The 23,468-nt window shown below is 60.3% G+C and carries 17 protein-coding genes; 6 read left to right on the top strand and 11 right to left on the bottom strand.

Annotated elements, in window-relative coordinates:
- The first annotated feature begins 21 nt into the window (after positions 1–21).
- The 5 genes from JS536_RS06795 to JS536_RS06775 all read left to right on the top strand — a co-directional run bounded on the left by JS536_RS06795 (position 22) and on the right by JS536_RS06775 (position 4,814).
- The gene (locus tag JS536_RS06795) at positions 22–1,410 is read left to right on the top strand and encodes an amidohydrolase family protein (protein ID WP_214356324.1); all 1,389 of its coding nucleotides are present in this window, start codon (positions 22–24) and stop codon (positions 1,408–1,410) included.
- 16 nt (positions 1,411–1,426) lie between these two features.
- Positions 1,427–1,918 carry a cupin domain-containing protein gene (locus JS536_RS06790; RefSeq protein WP_214356323.1) on the top strand — a complete coding sequence of 164 codons (492 nt, stop codon included), beginning with the start codon at positions 1,427–1,429 and terminating at the stop codon, positions 1,916–1,918.
- Between the two features lie 157 nt (positions 1,919–2,075).
- Positions 2,076–2,942: an ABC transporter substrate-binding protein gene (locus JS536_RS06785; RefSeq protein ID WP_214356322.1), complete on the top strand. Its 867-nt coding sequence runs from the start codon at positions 2,076–2,078 to the stop codon at positions 2,940–2,942.
- Between the two features lie 181 nt (positions 2,943–3,123).
- On the top strand, positions 3,124–4,014 hold the full coding sequence (locus tag JS536_RS06780; RefSeq protein ID WP_214303960.1) for an amino acid ABC transporter permease: 891 nt from the start codon (positions 3,124–3,126) through the stop codon (positions 4,012–4,014).
- Positions 4,015–4,028: 14 nt separating this feature from the next.
- A complete protein-coding gene (locus tag JS536_RS06775) occupies positions 4,029–4,814 on the top strand; it encodes an amino acid ABC transporter ATP-binding protein (RefSeq protein WP_214356358.1) in 786 nt (261 codons plus the stop codon).
- 79 nt (positions 4,815–4,893) lie between these two features.
- Here the strand turns inward: JS536_RS06775 and JS536_RS06770 are convergent, their stop codons facing one another.
- The 5 genes from JS536_RS06770 to nusA form a co-directional block, all read right to left on the bottom strand.
- On the bottom strand, positions 4,894–6,066 hold the full coding sequence (locus tag JS536_RS06770; RefSeq protein WP_214356321.1) for a riboflavin kinase: 1,173 nt from the start codon (positions 6,064–6,066) through the stop codon (positions 4,894–4,896).
- 136 nt (positions 6,067–6,202) lie between these two features.
- Positions 6,203–7,378 carry a tRNA pseudouridine(55) synthase TruB gene (gene truB / locus JS536_RS06765; protein WP_214356320.1) on the bottom strand — a complete coding sequence of 392 codons (1,176 nt, stop codon included), beginning with the start codon at positions 7,376–7,378 and terminating at the stop codon, positions 6,203–6,205.
- A 135-nt stretch (positions 7,379–7,513) separates the two neighbouring features.
- Entirely contained in the window at positions 7,514–8,068 is a 555-nt protein-coding gene (gene rbfA / locus JS536_RS06760) for a 30S ribosome-binding factor RbfA (protein ID WP_214356319.1), read from the bottom strand.
- 182 nt (positions 8,069–8,250) lie between these two features.
- The gene (gene infB, locus JS536_RS06755) at positions 8,251–11,205 is read right to left on the bottom strand and encodes a translation initiation factor IF-2 (RefSeq protein WP_214356318.1); all 2,955 of its coding nucleotides are present in this window, start codon (positions 11,203–11,205) and stop codon (positions 8,251–8,253) included.
- A 256-nt stretch (positions 11,206–11,461) separates the two neighbouring features.
- Positions 11,462–12,538 (bottom strand): transcription termination factor NusA, encoded by a 1,077-nt coding sequence (gene nusA / locus JS536_RS06750; RefSeq protein ID WP_214303965.1) that lies wholly within the window; start codon positions 12,536–12,538, stop codon positions 11,462–11,464.
- Between the two features lie 206 nt (positions 12,539–12,744).
- Here nusA and JS536_RS06745 point away from each other — a divergent pair, with 206 nt between their 5' ends.
- The gene (locus JS536_RS06745; RefSeq protein WP_240544301.1) at positions 12,745–13,602 is read left to right on the top strand and encodes a hypothetical protein; all 858 of its coding nucleotides are present in this window, start codon (positions 12,745–12,747) and stop codon (positions 13,600–13,602) included.
- A gap of 559 nt (positions 13,603–14,161) precedes the next feature.
- On the opposite strand, the gene JS536_RS06740 is transcribed toward JS536_RS06745, so the two are convergent.
- The 6 genes from JS536_RS06740 to JS536_RS06715 form a co-directional block, all read right to left on the bottom strand.
- Entirely contained in the window at positions 14,162–15,205 is a 1,044-nt protein-coding gene (locus JS536_RS06740; RefSeq protein WP_214356316.1) for a LacI family DNA-binding transcriptional regulator, read from the bottom strand.
- 163 nt (positions 15,206–15,368) lie between these two features.
- Positions 15,369–17,648 (bottom strand): alpha-xylosidase, encoded by a 2,280-nt coding sequence (gene yicI, locus JS536_RS06735; protein WP_214356315.1) that lies wholly within the window; start codon positions 17,646–17,648, stop codon positions 15,369–15,371.
- A gap of 128 nt (positions 17,649–17,776) precedes the next feature.
- A complete protein-coding gene (locus JS536_RS06730) occupies positions 17,777–18,691 on the bottom strand; it encodes a carbohydrate ABC transporter permease (RefSeq protein ID WP_240544295.1) in 915 nt (304 codons plus the stop codon).
- Positions 18,688–19,665 carry a sugar ABC transporter permease gene (locus JS536_RS06725; RefSeq protein ID WP_214356314.1) on the bottom strand — a complete coding sequence of 326 codons (978 nt, stop codon included), beginning with the start codon at positions 19,663–19,665 and terminating at the stop codon, positions 18,688–18,690. The genes JS536_RS06730 and JS536_RS06725 overlap by 4 nt, the downstream gene beginning before the upstream one ends.
- A gap of 99 nt (positions 19,666–19,764) precedes the next feature.
- The gene (locus JS536_RS06720) at positions 19,765–21,123 is read right to left on the bottom strand and encodes an extracellular solute-binding protein (RefSeq protein ID WP_214356313.1); all 1,359 of its coding nucleotides are present in this window, start codon (positions 21,121–21,123) and stop codon (positions 19,765–19,767) included.
- A 55-nt stretch (positions 21,124–21,178) separates the two neighbouring features.
- Entirely contained in the window at positions 21,179–23,392 is a 2,214-nt protein-coding gene (locus JS536_RS06715; protein ID WP_214356312.1) for a glycoside hydrolase family 36 protein, read from the bottom strand.
- Positions 23,393–23,468: the final 76 nt, after the last annotated feature.

Below are 23,468 nucleotides of genomic sequence, written 5' to 3'. Positions count from 1 at the left end.
CGGTATAAAGGAGGGATGACCATGACCGATGATTCGTTCGACCCGTTGTATGCGGCCGCCCACCCGGCTCCGCTCGACTCGGTGACGTTGTACAGCGCACCGCTCATCATTCCCGTCACCGGACCGGTGATCATGGACGGCGCCATCGCGGTGGCCGGCAGCCGCGTGGTGCATGTGGGCACGCGACGTTGGGTGCTTGATACGCTCAAGCAGGATATGGCCCCGCAGGGGCGCATCGAGGAGCATCATTGGCATGGCGTGATCACCCCGGGCCTCATCAACGCGCATACGCACCTGCAGTACACGAATATGGCCGAAGTGGGCCAAGGTTCCTATTCGAGCTTCCGCGACTGGGAGCTCGGGTTCAATCCGGTGTACGAGCACCTGTGCCAGGAAGGCGACTGGAAGCAGTCCGCGGAACAGGGCGCCCGGATGATGGTCGAGGCGGGCGTCACGGCGGCCGCCGATATCGTCACCGACCCCGAGGCCGCCGGAGCGCTTGCCTCCCAGGGCATGCACGGCGTGGCCTACTGGGAGGTGATGGACTGGCATAACGACGACTGGCGTAAGGTGGGGGTGCGCGAACTCGTCCGGCATCTGGGCCGCATGCGGCAGGAGGACCTGCCCAGCATCGGCATCAGCCCACACGCGCCCTACACGTTGGAGACCGCGCCGTTCGTGGATCTGCCGGATATCGCCCGTCAGCTCGACATGCGTCTGCACATCCATCTGGCGGAGACGCCGATGGAGGCTGGCGACCGCGAAACCACCTTGTCCACGTATTCGGCGGCTTCCTGGCGTGACCAGGATTGGACCAGCTACCAGCAACTCAGGGAAGCCGGCCAGGGCGCATCCGCCATCCAGTTCCTCGACCAGCTCGGTTCGCTCGGTCCCGACGTGCATATCGCGCACGGCGTCTGGGCGGATACGGAGGACCGACGTATCCTCCGTCAGCGAGGGGTCGGCGTCGCCCTGTGCCCCCGGTCGAACCGCATCACGGTGACCGGCCGGGACGCCCCGATCAGGGAATATCTCGAGGAAGGCAACCTGCTGGCCGTCGGCACCGATTCGCTGTCCAGCTCACCCAGTCTGGATGTGCTCGACGATGTGGCGATGCTGTATGACCTGGCCCGTGAACAGGGGTACATGAAGGACGACCTGACGCACCGCCTGATCCGCATGATGACGTTGGGCGGCGCCCAGGAACTCGGCATGCATGTGGGCGCGGGCCGCATCGGACAGATCAACGCCGGCGCGATGGCCGATCTCGCTTTCTTCGACGTGCCCGTGTACGTGGCCACCCCACGCGGCATCGAGGACACGCTGGAGGAGCTGGTTCGCAACGGTGCCGGCACGAACCAAGCAACGGTGATTTCAGGCCGTGTGGTCTACAACAACGGCGCATGGTGAACGAAAGGAGCAATGCATGAGCGTTCCATTGGAGGAGATGAGCCCGTACGCGCGTTCCGTGGTGCAGCGTCTCGGGCTTGAGGCCCATCCCGAAGGCGGCTGGTATACGCGCGACTGGCAGTCGCCGCTGCCGGAACCGGACAGCGGGCGTCCGCTCGCCTCGCTGATCTACTTCCTGCTGCCGGAGGGCGACGCCAGCGCCTGGCATAAGGTGGACGCCGACGAGATCTGGCTGTGGCACGGCCCCGCCACCGTCACTCTGGAGCTCGGCGGCGACGGCGAGCAGCCGGCCGACGATCCGAGCGAACGGCGGACCATCGTGCTCGGCAACGGCATCGCACCGGAATCCCAAGCCGAGGAGCACGGCCAATCACAGGACGGCGCTCCCGTCGGGCATGCGGTCGTTCCCGCCGGCGTCTGGCAGCGCACGGTTCCCGGACACGGCGACGCATTGGTCTCCTGCGTGGTCTCCCCCGGCTTCACCTTCGAGGGATTCACGCTGCGATAGGAGCCGGCGCCGGCCGACCGGCCCGTCAGGCGCATGCGAATCGCATAATCCTCGATAACCAGTCATCGCGGGAACCGATAGCACCGGCAACATGTCGCATGCACCGAATAACTATCTTGTACTAGGACAGGAAGCAAGAAAAGAAGGAGAACACCCCATGTCATTCAAGTCCGCCGTCCGCGTGTTCGCCGCCGGCATCACCGCCGCGACGCTCATGTTCACCGCCGCCTGCGGCTCGTCCAACACCTCCTCCGACGCCAACGCCGGAGGCAGCGACAGCTCCGACATCACGCAGCAGACCGTCACCCCCGGCACGCTCACCATCGCCACCGGCGACCCGGCCTACGAGCCGTGGGTCATGAACGACAAGCCGGAGTCCGGCGAGGGCTTCGAGGCCGCGCTGGCCTACGCCGTGGCCGACAAGCTCGGCTTCAAGAAGGACAACGTGAAGTGGATCCGCACCACGTTCGACTCCGCCATCGCCCCCGGCGCCAAGGATTGGGATCTCAACATCCAGCAGTTCGGCATCACCGACGAGCGCAAGCAGGCCGTCGACTTCTCCTCCGGCTACTACAAGGACACGCAGTCCGTGGTCGTCAAGAAGGACGGCAAGTTCGCTTCCGCCAAGTCGCTGTCCGACCTCAAGGACGCGGTGATCGGCGTGATGGTCGGCACGCAGGCCTACACGATCGTCCAGAGCAAGATCAAGGACGACATCCAGACCTTCAATGACGACGCCTCGCTCGCCCAGGCGCTCGACGCCGGCCAGATCGACGCGCTGGTGACCAACACGGTCGAAAGCGTGTACATGGTCCAGTCCGAGCAGGTCAAGGACGCCGAGGTGCTCGGCCGCATCGCCGGCTCCGAGGACAAGGACGGCCTGGGCATCGTGCTGCCGAAGGATTCCAAGCTCACCTCGGCCGTCACCAAGGCCGTGGACGACCTGGACGCCGACGGCACGCTCAAGCAGCTGCAGGACAAGTGGCTGGCCGAGTACACCACCGACCTGGCCGAGCTCAAGTAAGGTCGGCGAGCAAGTCCAGCCCAACCAGGTGCCGCACGACCGCATGCATGACGGCTCGTCCGCACCGATTCGAACCCGTCGGAGGAGATAGATCATCTCGGCCGGCGGGTTCGTCGTCTCGCGTTCCACATTGCGCGACACCAATCTCAAACCCGTTCGGACACTGCAATACAATCCACATATGGTCGATTCTCAATCCACGCATGATTCCGCCGCCGGAGCATCATCCATGCCGCCGGTGAGCGAAATCGAACTCTCCCGCCGTGACTATCGGCGCAAGCAGCAGCTCAAGTCGGTGGTCACCAGCCTGGTCAGCACCATCGTGCTGGCCATCATCGTCGTCACGGGATTGAAGATGTCCCCCGGCTGGCCGCGCGTCAAGCAGACCTTCTTCTCCCCCGAATACTTCGTCAAGTCCCTGCCCAAAACCATCGACGGCCTCTGGCTCAACCTCCAGGTGCTGGTCGTGGCCGTGATCGGCGTCGCCATCTTCGCCACGCTCATCGCCCTGGTGCGTACCAGCAAGAACCCGGTGATGTTCCCGCTGCGCGTGCTGGCCGCCCTGTACACCACGGTGATGCGCGGTATACCGATGATCGTCGTGCTGTACCTCATCGGCTTCGGCATTCCGGGACTGGGCCTGTTCGGCCGCATCAACCCGGCCATCCTCGGCACGATCGCCGTCATCATGGGCTACAGCGCCTATGTGGCCGAGGTGCTGCGCGCCGGCTTCAACGACGTGCACCCCTCGCAGCGCGCCTCGGCACGCTCGTTGGGTCTGACCGCCGGTCAGACGACACGCATGATCGTCATTCCGCAGGCCCTGCGCAAGGTGGCGCCGGCGCTGATGAACGATTTCATCTCGATGCAGAAGGACGTCGGCCTCATCTCCGTGCTGGGCGCGGTGGATGCGGTGCGCGCGGCCCAGATCGAGGTCGCCAGCTCGTACAACTTCACGCCGTATGTGGTGGCGAGCCTGCTGTTCATCCTGATGAGCGTGCCGTTCATTCTGCTGAACGACTGGTATACGGCGCGACTGCGCAAGCGCGAACTGAGTGGAGGCACGGTATGAGCACGGATCAGAACATGCGGCGGGACACGCTCGCACAAACCCCGGCAGCCGTTCAGGAAAACGCCGCTCAGCCGGTGCTGCGGCTGGACAACGTTCGCAAGTCCTTCGGTTCCACGCAGGTGCTGCGCGGCATCTCGTTCGATGTCAAGCAGCATGAGGTGGTGGCGTTGCTCGGCCCGTCCGGTTCCGGCAAGTCCACGCTGATGAAGTGCGTCAACCTGCTCGAACAGGTCGACGACGGCCAGATCTGGCTCGGTTCCACGGACATCACCGACCCGCGTGCCAACCAGGATCGCATCCGCGCACGCATCGGCGTGGTGTTCCAGCAGTTCAACCTGTTCCCGCACATGTCGGTGCTGAAGAACGTGACGCTGGCCGCCATCAAGGTGCATCATTGGTCGAAGGACCGTGCCGAGGCACGCGCCCTGGAATTGCTGGACCGCATCGGCATGCGGGCCAAGGCCAAGGCCTATCCCGATCAGCTCTCCGGTGGCCAGCAGCAGCGCGTGGCCATCGCCCGTGCGCTGATGACCGACCCCGAGCTCCTGCTGCTCGACGAGATCACGTCGGCGCTTGATCCGATGCTCGTGGGCGAGGTGCTGAACATGGTGGCCGAGCTCAAGTCGCAGGGCACCACGATCCTCATGGCGACGCACGAGATGAGTTTCGCACATGATGCGGCCGACCGCGTGGTGCTGATGCGCAACGGCATCATCGCCGAGAACGGCACGCCGCGTGAGGTGATGGACGAGTCGAACGATCCGCAGACGCGCGAGTTCTTCGCGCACTTCCGCCACTGACGCCACCGATTGGTTCGATAAACTCAATCGTAATGGCCCTGACGAGGAAATCCCGTATTCCTCATCAGGGCCATTATTTTCACTTGCCGGTCTCAGTGATGCGCTTGGTTTCCTCGACGTTGCGCCTGAGCTCGTCCACAAGCTGGTCAGGGCCGTCGAACTTGACCTGCGGTCGCAGGAAGCCGGCAAACTCCACGCGGACCTTGTGGCCGTAGAGGTCGATCCAATCGTCGGTGATGCAATAGGACTCCACCACGCGCTCATGGAGACCGGTCTTCTCGCTGAAGGTGGGCTTGGTGCCGATGGAGATGGAGGCGGGCCAACGGCGGGCTTCCGCTCCGGCGGGGGCATCCCCGTCCTTGTCGGCGCCCAAGTCCACAAGCCAACCGGCGTAGACGCCGTCCACGGGGATGTAGCCTTCGATGTCGCTGCCCAGATTGGCGGTGGGGAAGCCGATGGTGCGGCCACGCTCCTCACCGTGCACCACTTCGCCCTCGATGGCGTGCGGTTCGCCCAGGATCGCGTTGGCGTCCTGGATGCGGCCGTGGGCCAGCAGGTAGCGCACGTTGGTGGAGCTCCAGGCGCGCATGGCCTTGGCCTGGTGCTTCTTGCTCCAGGCGCGACGCTCGGCCTTGGTGGCGTTCGCCAGTGGATCGGCGGGCTCGCCCCACTCGGCAGGCATCTCAGGCTTGAAGTCACGCGGGATGCGCACCTCGCCGGGGCCGCGGTCATCCACCACGTCCAGTTCGAAGACACCGGTGGCGGCGGCGAGATTGGCGATATGCGGCACGTCGCCTTCACGGCCCTTGCCGAAAGCGGCGTCCTGGCCGAGCACCAGCGTGCGCATACCAAGCTTGCCGGTGAGGCGTCCGAGGAAGAAGATGTACGACTTGGCGGCGAAGGCCAGCGTGTAGTGCACCACAAGCACATGATCCACGCCCAACGCCTCGATGCGGCGCAGCCGTTCATGCACGCTGGTCAGCGCCTCGGCGTCGATGTTCTCCTCGCCGGGTTCCTGACCGTCATGCTTGGCGGCCCAGCCATGCACGAAGGCAGGGCGCGGGTCGAACAGAATCACCACGGAGAAGGAATCGTGCTGGTGGGCGAGCTCGACCACGCGCCTGATCACGGCCTGATGGCCCAAGTGCATGCCGTCGAAGGCGCCGAGCGTCACCACGGCCTTCTTGTCGTTATCAAACGAGGGCCATTCGACTTCGCCCTGGGCGTCCGGAGTCAGATGCGTGATGTTCATCGTGTTGCGTCCCGTCCTTGCTTGTGTACGTGTTGTGTCCGTGTTTTTGAACGATATCTGAGCCTGTGCCCCGTACTTGTTGCGCCGCACCGCACGCATATGCGGAGCGGGCGGCGCAAGGCAAACCGCGTTCAGTCTACTCGGCGGGGAATACGGTGGCCGGCTTGGCCTGATGCACGTTCGCGCGTTCCAGGATGGCCACCACATCGTGCGTCTGGGGCACGATGGCCACGGTCGGCTCTCCGATCACCCGTTCGATGCGGCGTCCGAACCGCAGTTCGGCGGCTTCATCTGGGGTGATGTCCAACGCGGGCATGGCCCCGCGCGCGGCCTGTTCCATGGTGAGCGCGCGGCCGAGCAGCCATTCGCGCCGCTCTTCGCCGGACAGTTCCGCCGGGGTGTCCAGTACGCATTTGTTGCGGGTGACGGTTTCGCCGTCGCGGTTGGTGAAGGTTTTGGATTCGCTGTGAGCGGTGACCGTGTGGTCACGGGTGGCTGCCATGGCCTCATCGCCGATGAGACCACTGGTATCGTCCGGCAGGGCAAAACGACCGACCCGCGTGCGGTGCAGACGTATCAGATGGCCGCCGACGCCCAGTTCAGCCCCCAAATCGCGGGCCAGGGCACGGATGTACGTGCCGGACGAGCAGCTGACGCGCACGTCCACGTCGAGCACCGGAATGGGCGGAGCGCTCGAAGCGGCCACGGCGATCGGAACAGCCGAGGTCGTCGGCCCGGACGAATCAGCGGTCGCATGCCAATCGACGGCCTCCCGCAGCAGTTCGCCGGCCCGTTCCCCAGCCACATACCCCTGGCGGACTGCGAGTACGGCGAATTCACTGATATGCACGGGCCGGGCCTTGAGCTCCACGTCCTTGCCTTCGCGAGCCAGGTCGTAGGCGCGCTTGCCATTGATTTTGATGGCCGAAAACGTGTTGGGCACTTGTTCGATATCCCCGGTGAAGTGGTCGGCGATGGCGGCGCGGATCTCATCCTGCGTCACACCCGTAACGGTACGGGCACCCTCGCCGGACGTGACGTCCAGCTCGCCCTCGGCGTCATCGGTGGTGGTGCCCAAACCGAGTCGAATCGTGGCTTCATAGGTCTTGTCGTGCTCCACGATGGCGTTGAGCAGTCGCGTGGCGTGACCGAATGCGATGACCAATGCGCCGGTGGCCATCGGATCGAGCGTGCCGGCGTGACCGACCTTCTTGATGTGCAGTGCGCCGCGCACCGCGGCCACCGCGTCGAAGCTGGTCACGCCCTGCGGCTTGTCGATGATGATGAGGCCGCTTGGAGCGGGTTGTGCCATGTGCTTGTTTTCCCCCTGATGAACGTGTTCGACTCTGCTACATCACGATTGACATGAATCCCGCTGGACCGCCCTCAGCCGGCTTCACCGTCAGCCACTTTCGGCTCCTCGCACGGGGAGCCGAAAGAGACGAACTTACTCGCTCAGGCCTTCTTCGGTGGCGTCATCCTCGGAATCGAATTCCGAGCCGTCATCGGAGTCATCGTCGAAGTCGGCGTCGTAATCGACTTCGTCCTCGCCATCCTCGTCGGCAGGTTCGTCGTCATGCTTGTACGGGTCGGCGTCGCCGGCGTACTGGGCGGTGGCACGAGCCTTGGCCAGTTCCTCGTCGCGCTTGCGGGCCAGGGCCAGGATGTCCTCGATCTCGTGGGCCTCGCCGGGCACCTCGTCGAACACGAACTGGAGCTGCGGGGTCAGGCGCAGGCCGGCCTTGCGGCCGACGAGCGTGCGCAGGTGGCCCTTGGCCTGGTCGAGGGCCTGCTGGGCGCGCTTGCGTTCGCCGGATTCCTTGCCTTCGTGGCCGAGCTGGGTCCAGTAGATCTTGGCGATCTGCAAATCGTTGGTCACGCGCACTTCGGTGACGGTGATGTTGGTCAGTCGCTTGTCGTGCAGCTCACGCTCGATGGAGGAGGCGACGACGCGCTGGATCAGGGCCGCGATACGCGCGGCGCGGGGGTTGGTTCCCGCCATAGAGGTTCCTTTCAAAAAACTCGGCTCCCCTCCCGAGGAGGAGCTGTCGGACGGAGTGAGACTGCGGGGAATACGTCAGCAAACTTGCGGCGCTCCCCCAGCCCGCTTCGCGGACAGCTCCCCTCGGTGAGGGGAGCCAGCGAAGATGACGGGTTCTCCCGCCGTGGGAGAACCGTGATGGACTACTTGCGCTCGACCTCGCGCATCTCGAAGGTCTCGATGATGTCGCCGAGGGCGATGTCGTTGAAGGAGCCGAGGTTGATACCGGCCTCGTAGCCTTCCTTGACGGACTGGACGTCGTCCTTGAAACGGCGCAGCGAGGAGATCTCCAGGTCGTTGACCGTGGCCACGCCGTTGCGCAGGATACGGCACTTCGTACCGCGCTTGACCTCGCCGTCCTGCACCATGACGCCGGCGATGTTGCCGAACTTGGAGGAGCGGAAGATCTCGCGGATCTCGGAGTGGGAGGTGACGACCTCCTCGTATTCCGGCTTGAGCATGCCCTTGAGCGCGGCCTCGATGTCCTCGATGGCCTTGTAGATGACCGAGTAGTACTTGATCTCCACGCCCTCACGCTCGGCAAGGTCCGCGACCTGACGGTTCGGACGCACGTTGAAGCCGATGATGACGGCCTTGTCGACCGTGGCGAGGTTGACGTCGTTCTGCGTGATGGCGCCGACGCCGCGGTGGATGACCTGGATGCCGACCTCGTCGGACACCTCGATCTTCATCAGGGAGTCCTCCAGCGCCTCGACGGAACCGGACGAATCGCCCTTGATGACGATGTTGAGCATGTCGATCTCGGACTCGGCGAACTTCTTCTTGAAGTCCTCCAGGGAGACCACCTTGCGGCGCTTCGCCAGCTGGGCGGCGCGCTCGGTGGCCTGACGCTTCTCGGCGATCTGGCGGGCGGCGCGATCGTCGGAGGCGACCAGGAAGAGGTCGCCTGCGGTCGGCACGGAGGTCAGACCCAGCACCTGAACAGGCGTGGACGGACCGGCGGCCTCCATGGTCTGGCCGTTCTCGTCAAGCATGGCGCGGACGCGGCCGTACGAGGTGCCGGCCACGATGGCGTCGCCCACGTGCAGGGTGCCCTGCTGGACGAGCACAGTGGCCACGGCACCGCGGCCCTTGTCGAGTCGGGCCTCGATGGTGGCGCCACGGGCGTCCATATCGGGGTTGGCACGCAGGTCGAGCTCGGCGTCGGCCGTGAGCAGCACGGCTTCGAGGAGCTTGTCCACGTTGATGTTCTGCTTGGCGGAGATGTCCACGAACATGGTGTCGCCACCATACTCCTCGGGCACCAGGCCGAACTCGGTGAGCTGGCCGCGCACCTTCTCCGGGTTGGCGCCGGGCACATCGATCTTGTTGACGGCCACGACGATCGGCACCTTGGCGGCCTGCGCGTGGTTGATGGCCTCGACGGTCTGGGGCATCACGCCGTCGTCCGCGGCGACCACGAGGATCGCGACGTCGGTGAGCTCGGCACCACGGGCACGCATGGCGGTGAACGCCTCGTGGCCAGGGGTATCGAGGAACGTGATCTTGCGCTTCTCGCCGTCCAGCGTGACGGTGACCTGGTATGCACCGATGCGCTGGGTGATGCCGCCGGCCTCGCGTGCGATGACGTTGGTCTTGCGGATGGTGTCCAGCAGTCGGGTCTTACCGTGGTCGACGTGGCCCATGACGGTGACGACCGGCGGGCGCGGCTTGAGATCCGCGTCATCCTGCAGCTCTTCCTCATCAAGGTTGATGTCGAACTGCTGGAGCAGCTCCTTGTCCTCCTCCTCGGCAGAGACGAGCTGGATGTTCCAGCCGATCTCCTCGCCCAGGATCTGGAAGGTCTCCTCGTCCAGGGACTGGGTGGCGGTGGCCATCTGGCCCAGGTGGAAGAGCACGGTGACCAGTGCGGCCTGGTTCACGTTGATCTTCTCGGCGAGGTCGGCGAGGGACGCGCCCTGACGCAGACGGATGGTCTGGCCGTTGCCGTTCGGGATGCGAACGCCGCCGATGGTCGGTGCTTTCAGCTCCTCGTACTCATGACGCTTCGCCAGACGGTTCTTGCGGGCCTTCGAGGACTTGCCGCCCTGACGGCCGAACGCGCCTGCGGCACCGCCGCGACCGCGACCGCCGCCGCGTGCGGGACCGTTGGACGGAGCACCGCCGCCCTGGAAGTTGTTGCCGCCCTGGCCGCCGCGGAATCCACCGCGGGCACCGCCCTGGGCACCGGCACCGCCGCCCTGACCCGGACGGCTGTGACCCCACTGGCCCGGACGCGGCGCACCGCCGCCCTGACCCGGACGACCGTTGCGGAAGCCGCCACGGCCCTGACCGGCACCCTGGCCGGGACGGCCCGGACGACCATTGCGGCCGCCCTCGGCGGTCGGACGCGCCATCGGATGCGGACGCGGAATGTCACCCGGAGTCGGGGTGTGCATGCCCTGCTTGCGGGAGAACGGGTTGTTGCCCGGACGCGGACCCGGCGTGTGCGGGCGCGGAATCGCGTTGGAGGCGGCGCTGTTGCCGTTGCCGGCGTTGCCGCCCTGCTGGCCGTTGTTATGGTTGGCACCCGGACGCGGGGTCGGCATGTTGCCGTTGCGGCCGTTCTGGTGCTGGCCCTGCTGGCCGCCGTTCGGACGGCCCTGGCCCGGACGCCCCTGACGGCCGTTCTCGCGGCCCTCGCGGTTGTCGCGGTTCTCATGCTGCTGATGACGACCCGGCACCGGAGCGCCCGGACGACCACCCTGCGGACGCGGCGCAGGCGTGCCGGGAGTGGCGCGACGGGCCGGACCGGGGGTCGGGGCGTGCGGAGCCGGAGTAGCGTGCGGAGTGGCCGGGGTCGCCTGAGCGTGGGATGCGGAAGCGGCCGGGGCGGCGGGTGCCGGAGCCGGCTTGTGCTGCGCCGGCTTGGCGGCGGCAGGCTTCGCGGTGTTCTGGGGACGGGCGGAAGCGGCAGGCTTCTGATCGCCCTTGTTGTTGTCCTTGGCAAACGCGGCCTTCAGGCGGCGTGCCACAGGAGGCTCGATCGTAGAGGAAGCGGACTTGACGAACTCCCCCATGTCCTTCAGCTTCTCAAGGACGGTCTTGCTGTCGACATGCAAGTCCTTGGCCAATTCGTATACGCGCGGTTTCGCCACTAATTACTCCTATCTGCGACCACGCGGCATGGGCGTGGTCAGTTGGTGATGACGGCAAGCTTGCCCTGTCTCATCGTGCGACCATGTTCGTGTTACCTCGTCTCTGTGCAGGCGAATTTGCGCGCACTGCGCCCGCCCACATACGCCAATCAAGCATACTCATAACGCTGGATAGGCATGCGAAAACCGCGAGCCGCGCCATATGGGTACGGCCCGCGGGAAACGCCTTCTTCCGGTTGTCCGGTTACCTGGACGGTTACTCGGCCTGCGCCGGATCCGGCTGCGCGGCCTGGGCGGCCTCTTCGGCGGCCTTCTCGGCGGCCACCTTCTTGGCGTGCGCCTCGGCGGATTCGATGCCGATCTTCCAGCCGGTGAGCTTGGCGGCCAGACGTGCGTTCTGGCCCTCCTTGCCGATGGCCAGCGACAGCTGATCGTCGTGAATGAAGGCGATGGCGGTCTTGTTCTTCTCGCTGATCACCTGCACGCCGGTGGCCACGGCCGGGGAGAGCGCGGCGGCCACGAACTTGGCCGGATCCTCGGAGTAGTCGACGATGTCGATCTTCTCCGGGCCGAGGTTCTCCATGACGGCACGCACGCGGGCGCCGCCGGGGCCGATCAGCGCACCCTTCGGGTTGACGCCCTCGGTGTTGGCCTTGACGGCGATCTTGGTGCGGGCACCGGCCTCGCGGGCGATGGCCATGATGGACACGGCACCGGAAACCAGCTCCGGCACCTCGCGCTCGAACAGACGGCGCACCAGCTCCGGGTGGGAGCGGGAGACCACGATCTCCGGGCCGCGCACGCCGCGGGCCACGTTCACCACGTACACGCGGATGCGCTCGCCATGGCGGTAGCGCTCGCCGGGCACCTGCTCACGACGCGGCAGGATGGCCTCGACGTCACCCATGGCCACATGCACGTTGGCCGGGTCGGAGGCGTCCTGCTGGATGATACCGGTGACGAGCTTGCCCTTCTGGCCGGAGAAGGCGCCGAAGACCTTGTCGTCCTCGGCCTTGCGGAACAGCTGGGTGATGACCTGACGCGCGGTGGCTGCGGCGAGACGGCCGAAGTCGTGCGGGGTGTCGTCGTACTCCTCGCCCAGCTTCGGGGCGGGGTGCGGATCGTCTTCGGTGGGTTCGACCGGAATCTCATCGGCGGCCCACACGGTGAAGCTGCCGGCGCGCTCGTCCAGTTCCACGCGGGCGTGCTTGGCGGCGTGCGGGGTCTTGAGATAGGCGAGACGAAGGGCCTCGGCCAACGCCTCATCCAGGGTTCCGGGGTCGATTCCTTGCTCAGCGGCAAGCTTGTGCATTCCTGTCAGGTCCAGTTCCATCGATCCGTACCTCCTATGAAGTTATGTGGCGCATGGCCTTGAGTGGTCACAGTTAGCTATTAGTGTAGGTTTCCATGCAGACACGCTCCCCCTTGTTCGTTCTCGGCCGACGCGCGCTGGTTGTGGCGTGCGCCGGGGCGATGCTGTGCTCGCTGACGGCGTGTTCGGCGCCGCGTCTGGCCGGCCGCGCGGAGGCGGAGCGCGCGATGAGCCCGTGCGAACAGGCGTTGACGCTGGTCAATGACGCCGATTGGGCATCGGCCGGGTCGCCGATGATGGTGCGTTTCGTGGTCGGGCAGTCGATTCCGCTGAAGTGGATCGACGTGGCCACGTACTGTCCGGGGCGCTTCGGCGAGGGGGTGCTGCGCGACGCGCAGACCAAGGCCGACCTCGCTTCGCTGGCCGACCGATTGGGCGGCACCGAACCTGCCGTGACGCCGGCACGTCTGGACGGCGTGACTTCCGCGGTCGCCGGGACCGATGTGCTGGATGCGATGGCCGTGGCCGAGGATCGCGCGGGATTCGCGTTGGAGGTGCTGGCCGCCCGTGGCCAGACCGAGGGGGCGACGCTGGCGTTGAGCGACATGCATAAGACCGCCGGACAGCAGTTGGTGTCGCTGGCGGATGGCAGTTGGGGTGACACCGGTTCGTCTGATACCAGTGGTTCCGGTTCATCCAGTGCCGATGGTTCCGGTTCGACCGGCGATTCCACGGCCGGCGATACGGACGATTCTGGTTCGTCCGGTAGTGGCTCGGCTTCCGACGGCAACAGCGGCGGCAACGGTAACGCCGGAACGCACGCCGACCCGCGGCAGAAGGTCTACGACATCAGCCAGCTGCTGGCCAATCCCGTCACCATCGCGGACAAGGCCAGCGGCCTGAGCGTGCCCACGGCCGCCGCCATCGAAATGGATTGCGCCCGCGCGGAGATCAAGGCCGTTACCGATGCCGACGCGCAGTTCGACGACACCACGCTCTCGATTCTCGCCGCCTTGGCCGCCAAGCACGCCTACACCGCCATTCAGCTCGGATACCCCGCCAGCGACGCAGCGTTGTTTGAGTGAGCTCGAATATGAATAACAGGAGGCCGCCGACCTTGTACAGTCGGCGGCCTCCTACCATTTCACAAGGCGAGTCATACGCCTAATGCCGAATCAGAACCCATCGGAGCCGAAGCTTCAAGTGGCCACCTAAAAAGAGCCCCGAAGTTGAACCGATTCCTTCATCGACAGCTTCAGTATACGCGCCATTACTGATTATGCCTCAGGCATATAGAAATCCCCTCTGTCACAATAGTTCTATCGCACATGCGCTTTACTCTTCATTGAACCGGAGATGCCAAGCGAATGAGCGATCGGCCGGGCCATCCGGCCCGACTGCCATTTCACAGAAGAGATTGCCATGAAATCTCAGTCAGATCCCGGTAATCCTGGGCATAATCCACTCATCGTGGTGATAGCCATGGTGGTATTCGCTCCCTATGTAGACAGGACATGGCTTGCAATACTGCTTAGCGTGACCATTCTGTATGGTCTAATCACGGATTGGAGGAGCCAGAGGAAGTAACCGGCTGTTCCTGTGCAGTCTGTCATGCACAGGAACCTATTGTTCGTCACCGCAAGTTCATTGGACAAGCCGCGTGGAGGCACGCTCCACCAGCGTGAAATCGGTGGTGTAGGTGCGGGCGGGGCCGCTGTAGCCTTCGATGCGGTCGATGAGCATGTCCACGGCGTGCTTGGCGTAGTCGTCCACATGCGGGTCGATGGTAGTCAGGGCAGGCACCGAGTATTCGGCTTCCGGCACGTTGTCGAAGCCGACGAGCTGCACATCGTTGGGGATGCGCAGGCCCCGGCGCTGCAGTTCATGCACGGCACCGAGCGCCATGGCGTCGTTGAGACAGACCACTGCCTCCGGGCATGGTAACGAATCCAACATTGCGGCCGTGGCCTGCACGCCGCCGTGCTGGTTCCAACGGTGCACCGGAATCACATACCGCCAGTCGACCTCAAGACCACGCTCCAGAAACGCCTGCACATAACCCTGGGTACGCAACGCCTGTGTGCCTTCACGCTGCCGTTTGATGGTTTCCCAGTCCTCCATGCCGGGCGGCGCGCCCAGCAACGCGATGGCCCTGGTCCCGGAATCCAGGAGCCGGCCGACCGACTGTTTGACGGCTTCCACATTGGGCATGGTGACCAAGTCGCTCTTGCCGTAGGTGAGGTAGTCGCCGGCAAGCACCACCGGATACGGCTGCTGCAACACCGCACCCTCGTCGGCGAGCGCGCGCTCGCTGAAGAAGATCCAGCCGTCCGCGCCAAGACGGTAGGTCTCCTCGATGTTGTCCGCAAGGCCCATGCCGTCGGAGCCGTACGTGTTGATGATCACGCCGTATTGCCGGGCCTTGGCGAATTCGATGACCTTGTCGGTCAGGTAGGGCGCAAACGGCTGGGAGAAGTCGAAGATGTTGAGGCCGATGAGCCGGGTGCCGCCGGAACGGATGGCGCGGGCGGACAGGTTGACCGTGTAGCCGAGCTTACGCATGGCGTTCTCCACCCGCTCACGGGTGTCGGGCCGCATACGACCGGTGCCGTTGATGACGTTGGACACGGTTTTGATGGAGACGTCGGCCTCGCGGGCCACGTCCTTGATTGTTACGCGGCTGGTCATTGTTCTCCTTAAGAAATCCTGCCGTGGCATCGTCATCGTCTGCACATCCATGGTTTCCTCAATTCTAATCAGAATTACAACAAATCACGCCGTATACAGTAAACGCCGAGATGCTGGTGCGAACAGACATCTCGGCGCCTACTTATGCCTCATGCTGCATTGATTACAGTGGCAGAACTACTGATCCGGATTCGGCTTGAGCTCGATGACCGTCATATTCCACCATCCAGTTATCGGCCACATCTTCGGAACGAGCTTCCAGCGTTCCATCAACATAACGAACACGGAACCTGACTTCGGCGGAATCCTCCTCGAATCCTCGACGGAGCGCTACTGTCTTCCACTCAGAACCGAGCGATTCGGCACAGTATACCTTTAGCGTCACGCCTTTGACCAAATCACCTTCAGTGTCATTCCGGCCTTCTTGCATAGGAATAATGGCCCCCGGACGTGCAAGTAGCGGCATCGACAGATAATCGAACTGCTCTTCCACCCACTTCGGTCCGGTGATTTGTTCGCCATTGAGTACATTCGTCCATGTTCCTTCCGGTACATAGTACTTGACCACGCCATCTGGCGAGAATACAGGAGCGACCAGCAAATCTCCGCCGAGCATATATTGACGATCAAGATATTCAGTAGCCGGATCATGCGGGAATTCCAACGCCATCGGACGCATCAACGGTACGCCTTCCTCACTGACCTGCTTTGAGCCACAAGCCAGATACGGCAGTAGCGACAGCTTCAGTTTCGTGAACTTGCGCAGGACATCGCAAGATTCTTCATCGAAGGCCCACGGGACACGTACCGAGTGAGAGCCATGCAGACGCGAATGTGTGGAAAGCAAGCCGAACTGCACCCAACGCTTGTACAGATCGGGACCGGGGTTACCTTCGAAACCGCCAATGTCATGCGCCCAATAGCCGAAACCAGAGGACATTAGAGACAGACCACCACGCAACGATTCCGCCATGGCAGTGTACGTGGATTCACAGTCACCGCCCCAATGCACCGGGAACTGCTGACCGCCAACCGTAGCTGACCGAGCAAACAGTACAGCTTGCCCCTTGCCCATCTTGCGCTCAAGGAATTCATAAACCGTCTTGTTGTACAAATACGTGTAGTAATTGTGCATCTTGACTGGATCGGAACCGTCCTCATACACTACATTGGTCGGCACTGATTCGCCGAAATCAGTTTTGAAGCAGTCCACGCCCATGTCGATAAGCTTTTCCAATTTGGAACAATACCATTCACGAGCTTCGGGCTTCGAGAAGTCCACGAGGCCCATTCCGGGCTGCCAGAAATCAGTCTCATACACGCTACCGTCTGGCAGCTTCAACAGATATCCCTTTTCCATCGCCTCATCAAAGAGCGGAGACATGGAGCTTAGATACGAGTTAATCCAGACGCAGACCTTAAGCCCCTTACGGTGGTGCTCGGCGATAGTTCCTTTTGGATCACGGAACATGTCACCGTCCCATTCGAAATCGCAGAAATGGTATTCCTTAAGCCAGAAGCAATCGTAGTGGAACACGGACAGCGGAATATCACGTTCACGCATGCCATCCACAAAGCCGGCAACGGTCTTGTCATCGTAATCAGTAAGGAACGATGTGGTCAGCCACAAGCCGTAAGACCAAGCCGGCAAGTAGGGAGCACGACCTGTCAGCTCAGTGTATCGACGCAGCACATCCTTCGGCTCAGGACCATTGATTACGTAATATTCGAGTCGATGCCCCTTGACGGAGAACTGCACTTTACCGACAGTTTCAGATCCGACCTCAAAGGAGACATCCTCACTATGGTTTACAAATACGCCATAACCATTGTTCGTCCAGTAGAACGGGATGGCCTTGTATACGGCATCCGAAGAAGTACCGGCATCCGAATTCCACATTTCCACGGTCTGACCATTTTTGACGAAGTGGCCGAAACGCTCGCCCAAGCCATACACCTTTTCGTCCAAAGCCAAACGCAGCTGTTCACGCATGTAATGCGCACCAGTGGCCTGTTCTGTATATGCACCAAGACCTTTATACGAGGTCCCCGTCAGACTGCGACCATTAGCACGGAAATCTATAGACCAGATTTCTCCGGGTGCGGAAATCACCGCTTCCAAGGATCCTGCGCGCAATACAGTACCTTCATCGGTGGTTTCCGCTTCGAAATTCGCATGCTCATCAACATTCAGTTGGAAATGCGGACCGGGATCAACGGCTCCACGGAAATGCTGTTCAACTACCTTGATGATTCCTTCTGCCGGAGTGGACAATGTGACGGTGAACACGGGACCGCCAAGAGAATCGCCTCGCCCATTGACCAAATTGGCTGAGGCATGCGCACATACGCTGCTCTCATTGATTGCAATATCGTGCGTCTGGCGGGCCCAAGCTGCCGTGAATCCTTCGCGTACGCGCCAGTATCCATCAGAGAACTTCATATCTGTTATTACCTTTCTTGTAATACCACAGCTCTTCATCGAACTGCGATAACGAACAATAAACGATACCCAAGGCCGATGGGGAGGAGAGAGGAAAGGAACACCACCGGCCTCGAGAATCGACTCGCTTACTTCACTGCGCCAGCAGTAATGCCCTTGGTAAGAGTCCGCTGGAACAGCAGGAAGAAGACGAATGCGGGGATAAGAGAGATAAGGCTTCCTGCATTGATGGTCGGCACATCCATGATGCGGTCGCCTTGTAGCGATGCAATTGCCAGTGGAATCGTCTGCGTGTCACCAGTGACCAAGAAGATGAGCGTGAAGTAGAACTCGTTCCAAGTCCAGATGAAGAAGAAGATGAACAGCACTGCACAGTTGGACTTCATAATCGGGAACACAACATCCTTGAGGGTACGCCACCTTCCGGCACCATCAATCTGTGCCGCCTCCAGCAATTCCTTGGGGAACGTAGACATCACCGAACTCAGCAGATATGTGCCGAATGCCATGTTGATGATGCCGCAAATAATCACGATTGTCCACTGAGAATTGCCCATACCTACCGCATTGAACATGTAGAACAGTGGGTAGATGAAGCCTTCACCTGGAAGCATCGTCAGAATCATGAACAATGCCACAATCAGCGAACTTCCGCGTACACGTCCTATACCAAGAGCATAAGAGTTAAACAGAGAGAGCACTACCGAAATAAGCGCAGAAACCACAGAAATCCATAGAGAGTTCCAGAATTTGACTGGAAAATTCGTGGCTTTCCAGAAGTTGATAAGGCCGCCGAAATACAGTTCCTTAGGGAAACTAAGAGGGCCGTTCTGTGTGTAATCCGCTGAAGTCTTGAACGCATTAAGCAACATCAGGAACAACGGAGAGAGAATCAAAATGGCAAAGAGTACACAAGCAAGCAGGATTATCCAACGCAACGGATCGAACGGCTTGCGATTGCTAGTTCCACGAGCTTCATCCTTACGTTCGATGCGCGTCATACGACGCTGTATCGTGGTTTTTACTGATGATGACGCGCTCATGAGATCAGAGCTCCTTCACGTTCACGTGCAGCACTGCGATTTTGGAATATCATGATGACCGATGCCACGATGGCGATGACGATTGCCAATACACTGGCGATTGCCGCGCCATAGCCGATTTGGGACTTGCCGAAGAAATTGATGTACGAATAGTAGGAAGGCACCAGCGTTGAGCTTTGCGGACCACCTTTGGTCAACATGTAAACCGGGCCGAAGACCTTAAGCGCGGCAACGGTACAGGTCAACACAACTACGAAAATCTCGGGCTTAATCTGAGGCAAGGTGATAGCCGTGAATCGACGCCACCATCCAGCACCGTCCAGAGCCGCAGCCTCATAGAGTTCCGGATCGACGCGCCCAAGTGCCGACATGAAGATGACCACAGGGTAGCCAATCTGGCTCCAAACCAGCATCAGCATCACCGCGTAAATGGCTAAATCAGGGTCGCCAAGCCAATCCGGAGTCTTATCCATGCCGAAGAATCCCGCAAGGATTCGGTTGATGGCGCCGGTCTGAGAATTGAGAATCCAGTTCCATAGGATGCCAGCCACGCCAACCGGCAGAATCTGCGGAAGATAGTAGCAAGCACGAAGGAAGCTGGAAGTCTTGCCGCCGAATTCACGGCCAATGTAGTCGAACAGCACCGCAGCGAGCACCAAACCGATGAGCAACGGAATAATCACCATGGCCACAATCATGTACAGCGAATTGCTGAATGAAGTCCAGAATTTTTCATCTCCCAACAGCTTGGTGTAATTATCCAAGCCAATAAACTTCATTCTGCTGCGTCCACCGCGCCAACTGTGTAGTGAAATCCATAGATTCGCCACAAACGGAACCAACAACACTACGATGGTTCCCACGGCTCCTGGAATCAAATACCGCCCGTATCCGCTACGAGCTCGTTTTTCATATATTTTCTCGTTCTTTGTACGTTGCTTCTTTGCATGAGACGAGCCGATGGCCTGCGACATTGTCTCCTCCTCGTCAATGCACGCCGTTGTGATTGGTCCAAGGTCCCGGCCCGTCAACGAGTACAGCTGACGGGCCGGAATCGTGGGAATTGTGAGCCCTTACAGACCCAGATCGGCCTTACCCTCCTCGTAGGCGGCCTTGATTTCATCGGTCGCCTGCTCCGGGGTAGAGTTACCGTTAATCAGGCCCTGAAGAGCGGAGTTCAATGCATCATACATGCCTGCACTCGGCCAATCCGGATACAGAGCGATGGCGTCGTTGTCGAGCAGCTGCTTGAAGACTTCATTGAATTCCTTGGCAGAATCCTGCATGTCGTCAAACGTACCCAGCGGATTCTTCAGCTCGGCAGGCAGCGAATCAATGGAGTAGTCAGAAGATGCATTGAACGGCAAGGCAGCTTCCGTGGCAAGCATATTCTGCACATCCTTAGACAGCAGGAAGTTCAGGAAATCGGCGGCAAGATCCTTGTGCTTAGATGTCTCCGGCACAACCCACAGTTTGCCAGTAGCACCGGTATTAAGCTTTTCGTTGCCAGGCAGCGCACGGAAAGTACTCTTGAATTTACCGTCCTGATTGACACGGCCGAACCACCAAGAGCCAGAGAACATAATCGGGTAGTCGCCCGCGCAGAACTGCGTAATCATATCCTCAGCTACCAAACCACCAGAATTGCTCGGCAGGTAGCCCTTCTTAACCCATTCAGAGAATTTATTGGCGGCATAGGTAAACGGCTCGCTGGAGAAGTCTACATCATGCTCATACGACTGATAATCATTGACGAACTGGCGATCGGCTTTGGAAAGCACCAGCTGATACCAGAGATGCTGGGAAGCGGTCTCATTGCCCTCGAAAGCCACTGGAGTGATGCCCTTATCCACGAACTGTTGCATGGCAGACTCAAGCTCATCGAAGGTTTCCGGAATGGCGATGCCATTGGCATCAAACATATCCTGGTTGTAGTAGACCAGCACAAACTCGCCATTGACCGGAACGCCGTACCACTGGCCATCGGGAGACATAATGCCACCATCATCAGCCTTGTACTTGGCTACGGTCTGAATAGATTCCGGCAGAATATCAGTCCAGCCATACTTATCAGCGTATTCACTCAGATCGGCAAGGATGCCCTGAGAAGCAAGGTTGCCCACGGAGCTGGTGCCCTGATTGTAGAGAGCCACATCCGGAGCATCATCAGCCTGAAGAGTCAGAGCAGCATTCTTCTGCATCTGCGGGAAGGACGTGTGAACCTCATTAATCTTCACATCCGGGTTCTGCTTCTTGTATAGCTTGATGGCACGTTCCCACGTGTCGCCGCCGCCGGAAGAGTAATACCAGGAAATCGTCAGTTCCTTCTCATCGGACTGTGCGGTTTCACCGCCGCCACACGCGGCGAAGGAAGTCAGCATCGCCATTGCGCTGACCGCAGCAACCGCATTTCTCAAGAGGTGGTGCTTCATTGTTCTTCTCCTTACTTGTTATGCCTGCACGTTGTTGTGCAGACAAAATCTTTTACTATTCGCAAAGCTCCGGCATGGAGACCGCGAACACCCTAGCGCTTGGACGACTGGACGAAATTATGAGACGGACATGCGTCTCATCAACCGGTTCAATCTGCCAATCGATGGCTTGATTGAGATTGACCAATCCCGGAGTGGGGAATATTTGGCTGATTGAAGCTCCATGGGGAATTTCAACCACAATGGACCGATTGCCTGTACGATGCCAGACCGTCATATATCCGGTTCGGATATCGGAACCGTCTTGCGGTCTCAATCCGCTAGAGAGCCAATCACCCTGGAAATCAGGAAGCCCCAATGGCCAGAACGGTACTTGCTGCGTTTGATGTGCAAGTACCTGACGATGCACGTTAATTGCATTGCGCACCAAGTCCAGCCGCCGTTCATCCATACGGTTTACAAAACCGGAAAGATACAGTCTGCCAGCAATTCCCGCAGCTAACGTAAAGACTGCAGTCTCATCATCCATTTCCTGTTGTGCATATCCCCAGTTTCCCTGCTGTTCAGGCAGAATCGACATGGACGCTGCTGAAGCAATGGCAGCATAAATGGCGGGATCACACTGGTCTGAGGTGGACTGCAGATCCAGACGCTGCAGCATTGCATAATCTGCGCGCATGGCACCCGAGCTGCAGTTTTCGATGATCAGTCCGGGATAGCGACGCTTCAAATCATCTAACCACTGGACGTACGCCCTACTGTGTCCCAGCAATCCGGCACCTAAATAAGGAGTATCAATCTGCGTGCCAACGCCAGGTACGGTGTTGTAGTCGAACTTGAAGAACATCGGGTGGAACTCATCGACCAGCCGATCAATCGCAGCATCCATGTGAGCACGTGCCGCAGAAGAACGAAAATCAAGATGGTATCGGCCATCATCAGCCACACGCTCACCGTTGCGGCAGAAGAAAGCTGAGTTCGGGAGTTTTGCTGCAATCGGAGAACGTACACCCACCACTTCAGGCTCAACCCATAGGCCAAGTTCCATACCGGCTTGATGAATGGCGTCCGCGACACCATGCAAGCCGACTTCACCGAATCGATTGGTTGAGGGCTTCCATTCGCCGACCATATCCCACCAACCACCGTTGTTGCTGTCATACCATCCTGCATCGATGCAGAACACATCCACACCGAGTCGGCCAGCAGCTTCGATTAGCGGCAGTTCCTTGTCGAGAGTCGGATCACCAAACAGCGTGTTCATATAGTCGTTGTAGATGACCATTTGCTCGGATTCATGATCTTGTCTGTTAGCAGCCAAACGCTCCGAGCGCAAAGCTCGACGGTTCAAGGTCATCTGCTCAATAGCTTGCTGCCAATCTCCAGCGCAAATAGCAAAACTTGCCGGAACCGTGGTGAAATCCGTAGACTCATCAAGCACCACAGTCCATTGATGGTCATCAGCATTGGGACCACCAGCAGTAACATGAAGACCTTCAACGCCTTCGCCGATTTCCCAAGTCCACGGACCGTTATGCTCAATCTGCCAGATTAGCGAGCACCGGGCACCTTCTCCCAGCGTAATAATGCCTATAGGCAACTTCTCTCCAGTGGACCATGCCGATCGAGAGGAAAGGGCGAACCGGGCACCCGGTACACGCGGGTTAATTACGGTATTGATATCTGGCAGACCAGATTTACGTAACGGTGCGTGATGCCAGTCGTTTTCCGCCGCCCAAGTACTCGTTGCCCAATATACTTCAGTCGTATCGACTGTAGCTTTAGCGGCATTCAAGGGCACAGTGATGTTCAAAGAAGAGACTGCCTCAACCGGTAGTCTGCGTCGGGAAGCAATGCGGGAGCAACAATTGACTGCGTTTACATCACAGAATACCGAGAACATCGTTTCGGCAAGCAGTCCAGAAGCATCGTCTTGCTGATCAATGCGCAATACACGACGATTGCCTTCTTCATAAGCATATGCCGCAGTGAATCGCAGATTGTTGCCCTCCCTGGTATCAGTCAGACGTTGATGATTCATGGTGCGGCCCGAAGTGGAAGTGAGCACTTCAATTATCGGCGACGCTCCCGTCTCCTCAGCTAATTGATCTGCGGGAGTCATACCTTTACCTGATACTCCAACAAGCATAACTGGCGCTTCATCATTCACTGAGAAAACCATGCACACATCATCAACGCGCCAAATCAGACGACCATCAACAGGCGTCAGCGAAGTTCCTTGGCATGAACTGAACTGATTTACTACCATGTCTTGAATCCTTTCTGAGACGCGAAGCAACACTGCTTAGTCATTAAGAGAGACGGTTTCGCCGTTCGCGTTCACC

It is taken from the genome of Bifidobacterium sp. SO4, assembly GCF_018555355.1.
Classification (GTDB): domain Bacteria; phylum Actinomycetota; class Actinomycetes; order Actinomycetales; family Bifidobacteriaceae; genus Bifidobacterium; species Bifidobacterium miconisargentati.
This window is presented reverse-complemented; position numbering and strand designations above follow the sequence as displayed.